The organism is Brevibacterium sp. (assembly GCF_052105255.1).
In the GTDB taxonomy this organism is placed as follows: domain Bacteria; phylum Actinomycetota; class Actinomycetes; order Actinomycetales; family Brevibacteriaceae; genus Brevibacterium; species Brevibacterium linens_B.
Genome location: NZ_JBQDYQ010000114.1, coordinates 1 through 3800 on the forward strand (window position 1 = coordinate 1; position 3800 = coordinate 3800).

A 3800-nucleotide genomic window follows, 5' to 3' on the forward strand; every position below is an offset into this window, starting at 1 on the left:
TCGGGGGAGTCGCGGACGAAGAACAGGCCGAACATCGTGAGCACGACGATTCCGGTGTGCACGCCCAGCCACAGGCGATGCCGACCCCCGGCGTCGGCCCGAGTACCGGCGGCGGGCGCAATGAAGGCGATGACGAAACCGGCTGCGGCCATCGACCAGCCCAATGCCGAGGATCCGGCTTCCTCGGTGGCGGCGACGGACTTCGTCAGATACGGGGCGAAGACGAAAGTGATGATCACGGCGTTGAAGGACGCCGACCCCCAATCCCATAGAGCCCAATTGAAGATGCGCAGGCGATTGCTGCCGGTGACGGCGGGGATGCGGGCATGGTGTCACTGTACTGAATCGCTGCCCGATCGGGATGAAAACTGCGAAAATAGCAGGGGAAAGCTGAATGCGACGTTGAAGCAGTCCGTGAATTGCGGCAAAGTAGATAGACGGATCTGAACTCGAAGCGAAGGGCATTATGAGCGACCCCAACTCGGACGACGGCTCCGCGACCGGCCAGCAGGCCGGCGCGACCGCCGAGGCGGACTCGGCACCAACCACCGGTGCCGACGATACGACCGCCTCCACACCGTCCGAAACCGAACATTATCTCATCGGCGAACCCGACCCCGTAGCGCTGCATCTTCCGGAGAAGCTGCATATCGGCGAAGGCGATTCCGATGCGGAGATCACCGAGAAGCTGCGCCGCCAAGGTGTGCGCATCGGCAAGGGCATGATCGCCCCGGCCGTCTTCTGGCCGGCGCTGATCATCATCGTCGCCGTCGCGGCTTTGGCGATCGCGCTCCCGACGTCGACCGGCGACGTGATCTCTGCGATGCAGGGCTGGGTCGTCGCCGACCTCGGCTGGTACTACATGCTCGTGATCGGGCTGTTCGTCGTCTTCGCCATCGTCGTCGGATTCTCCAAGTACGGCAGAATCCGGCTGGGCAAGGATGGCGACCGACCGGAATTCAACATCTTCTCGTGGTTCGCGATGCTCTTCGCTGCGGGTATGGGCATCGGCCTCGTCTTCTACGGCGTCGCCGAACCGCTTACCTATGCCACGACCGGGGCGAAGCCGGGATGGCCCGACAACGAGATCGACGACGCGAAGCTGGGCATGGCCCAGACCTTCGTCCACTGGGGTCTGCATCCGTGGGCGCTCTACGCCGTACTCGGCATGGCACTGGCCTATGCGATCCACCGCCGTGGTCGCCCCCTGTCGATTCGCTGGGCCCTCGAGCCGCTCCTGGGACGTTTCGTCAAGGGGTGGGCCGGTGACGTCATCGATGTCATCGCGATCTGCGGCACGGTCTTCGGCATCGCTACCTCTCTCGGGCTCGGCGTGCAGCAGATCTCGGCCGGACTCAAACACATCGGCGTCGTCGGTGAGTACGACAAGTGGTTCCTCGTCATCCTCATCGTCATCATCACCTTCCTCGCCACCGCCTCGGTGGTCTCGGGTGTGGGCGCCGGCATCAAGTGGCTGTCGAACATCAACCTCACGATGGCCGGTATCCTCCTCGTCACGGTTCTCGTGCTCGGGCCGACTCTGTTCCTGTTCCAGAACTTCGTCGAGTCGATCGGCGTGTATCTGGCCAATGTCTTCGATATGACGTTCGACATCGGTGCCTACACCGGTGACGAAGGCGCGGAGTGGAACTCCACCTGGACCCTGTTCTACTGGGGCTGGTGGATCTCGTGGGCGCCCTTCGTCGGCGTCTTCATCGCCCGCATCTCGCGTGGCCGCACCGTGCGCGAATTCATCGCCGGTGTGCTCCTCGTGCCGTCGATCGTCGGCTTCTTCTGGTTCTCCGTGATGGGCGGCACCGGCATCCACCGTCAGATCTTCGGCCCCGGCGACCTCGTCGACCCGGATGAAGGCGTCGTGGCCGAGCGCGTCCTCTTCGACGTGCTCGGAGACCTGCCGCTGGGTGCAGTGCTGTCGGTCATCGCCATCATCGTCGTGGCGATCTTCTTCATCACTTCGTCGGATTCGGGTTCGCTCGTCGTCGACATGCTCGCCTCGGGCGGCCACCCGAACCCGCCGATGTGGTCGCGTGTCCTCTGGGCGCTGATGGAGGGTGCACTGGCGATCGGTCTGCTCATCGCCGGCGGACTCGGAGCGCTGCAGGCCGGGTCGCTGCTCACGGCGCTGCCGTTCAGCATCATCCTCGTCCTCGTCTGCGTGTCCACGCTCAAGGCCTTCGGCAAGGAAGCGCAGAGGACGGCGGCGATCGAGCGCGCCGCGCGGTTCCGTCAGGTCGGTGAGCATCTGGCCGATGACTTCGACGAGTACCTCGGTGACAAGGTCGATGAGCGCATCGACTACCGACTCACGCGCACTCGCGGCATCGGCGATCGGATGAAGTCGCGCTCCGGAGGAACTCGGGAGCCGCGCAAGCCCGGCCGCGACAAGGGGACGTCGACCCCCGCGGACTGACACGGCACCGTCGACGGACATTGCGCCGCCGACGGATCGAGGGCCCGTGCGACCGACTGCGAGTCGGTCACACGGGCCCTTGTCGTACCAGACTCATCGCAGATCTCGGACCCCGCTGTCGGCGGCTTCTGCGGCGCAAGTCGGACCGAGTAGGCTGGTGGCGAACGAGTACACCGACCCATCGACCAAGGAGCGCACATGCCCATCGCCAGCCCCGAAGTGTACGCCGAGATGATCGACCGCGCGAAGACCAAGGGCTTCGCCTACCCCGCGATCAACTGCACCTCCTCGCAGACGATCAACGCCGCCATCCGCGGCTTCGCTGAGGCCGGATCCGACGGCATCGTGCAGATCTCCACGGGAGGCGCCGAATACATATCCGGCCCGACCGTCAAGGACCGCGTGCGCGGTGCCATCGCGTTCTCCGTCTTCGCCGCCGAGGTGGCCAAGAGCTACGACGTCAACATCGCACTGCACACCGACCACGCCCCGAAGGACGCCGTCGAAGCGTGGGTCAAGCCCCTGCTGGCCGCATCGACCGAGCGCGTGAAGAACGGCGGCGAGCCCTACTTCCAGTCGCACATGTGGGACGGCTCGGCCGTTCCCCTCGACGAGAACCTCGTCCTTGCCGAGGAGCTGCTCGAGCTCTCGACGGCCGCGCACTCGATCCTCGAGATCGAGGTCGGCGTCGTCGGCGGGGAAGAGGACGGCGTCGAGAACGAGATCAACGACAAGCTCTACACCACCGTCGGGGATGGGATGGCCACCGCCCGTGCCCTGGGCACCGGCGAGAAGGGCCGTTACCTCACGGCTCTGACCTTCGGAAACGTCCACGGCGTGTACAAGCCCGGCAATGTGAAGCTGCGCCCCGAACTCCTCGGTGAGATCCAGGAGAAGGTCGGCGCCGAAGTCGGCAAGAAGGCTCCGTTCGACCTCGTCTTCCACGGCGGTTCGGGATCGAGTGCGGAAGAGATCGCCGAGGCGGTCCGCCACGGAGTCGTGAAGATGAACATCGACACCGACACCCAGTACGCCTTCACCCGCCCCGTCGTCGAGCACATGTTCCGCAACTACGACGGAGTGCTCAAGATCGACGGTGAGGTCGGCGACAAGAAGCTCTACGACCCGCGCTCCTACGGCAAGGCCGCAGAGAAGGGCATGGCCGGGCGCATCGTCGAAGCCTGCCAGAACCTCGGCTCGGCCGGCACCAGCCTGCAGAAGTGAGCCTCAGCCGGCTCGGCTAGTGGGCCGGAGCGCAGCAGGGTCTGCCTTACGAACCGACAGCGGCCGTCGCCCGATTCCGGGCGGCGGCCGCTGCGCATGCTGAACCGTCGAGAAACGGGCCAAGCGTCGAGAAACGCACGTGGAC

At 65.2% G+C, this 3800-nt stretch carries 2 protein-coding genes and 1 pseudogene; 2 read left to right on the top strand and 1 reads right to left on the bottom strand.

Going from position 1 to position 3800, the window contains the following annotated elements; genetic code table 11:
- Positions 1-239 (bottom strand): annotated as a pseudogene (locus tag ACTIIH_RS16035) (MFS transporter); the annotation flags it as partial.
- Positions 240-466: 227 nt separating this feature from the next.
- Between ACTIIH_RS16035 and ACTIIH_RS16040 the strand changes: the two are divergent.
- A complete protein-coding gene (locus tag ACTIIH_RS16040; protein WP_441452821.1) occupies positions 467-2431 on the top strand; it encodes a BCCT family transporter in 1965 nt (654 codons plus the stop codon).
- Between the two features lie 198 nt (positions 2432-2629).
- A complete protein-coding gene (gene fbaA / locus ACTIIH_RS16045) occupies positions 2630-3655 on the top strand; it encodes a class II fructose-bisphosphate aldolase (RefSeq protein WP_441452822.1) in 1026 nt (341 codons plus the stop codon).
- Positions 3656-3800 lie beyond the last annotated feature (145 nt).

Excerpts from the sequence above, each read along its gene's own strand:
- ACTIIH_RS16040 (WP_441452821.1), top strand. The coding sequence starts at position 467 with ATGAGCGACCCCAACTCGGACGACGGCTCCGCGACCGGCCAGCAGGCC.
- fbaA (WP_441452822.1), top strand. The coding sequence starts at position 2,630 with ATGCCCATCGCCAGCCCCGAAGTGTACGCCGAGATGATCGACCGCGCG.